General features: G+C 54.1%; 1 protein-coding gene. It reads right to left on the reverse strand.

Annotated elements, in window-relative coordinates:
* A partial coding sequence (locus tag ACEWB7_RS18455; protein WP_411581156.1) for a TniB family NTP-binding protein occupies positions 1–369 on the reverse strand: 369 nt, incomplete at its 3' end.
* Positions 370–399 lie beyond the last annotated feature (30 nt).

The raw sequence follows: 399 nt of genomic DNA on the forward strand, positions 1-399 counted from the left end.
GTGCTGCGCCTCATCGAGGACCAACATCTCCACGCCAAGGTTCTTCAGCAGCAGGACTACTCGCGCAAATTTAACCTCTGCCGAATGTCCTCGTGCCTCTGCGAAGGGATCCTTCAGCTCTGCCAAAATGGCTGCTGCCAGGTTCTTTTTGGTTGGAGACGAAGGCATCTCGACGAACAGAACTGTCCGCTTCTGTGGGTCATGGCTCTCCAATTCCTCCAATGACCGAATGTACTCCTTGACCAATGTGCTCTTGCCCACTCCGCTTGGACCTTGGATCAGCAACCCTTTACTTGCTCTGGTACGCCGACTATCGCCGTGGATATCGCCTAGTCGCGTCAACGCTCGCTCGACTTGAGGGCTGTGAATAAAACGATCGCGGAGCGTAAAGCTGTATTC

Origin of the sequence: Acinetobacter sp. NIOH-H-8, from assembly GCF_046635365.1 — a bacterium.
Classification (GTDB): Bacteria; Pseudomonadota; Gammaproteobacteria; order Pseudomonadales; family Moraxellaceae; genus Acinetobacter.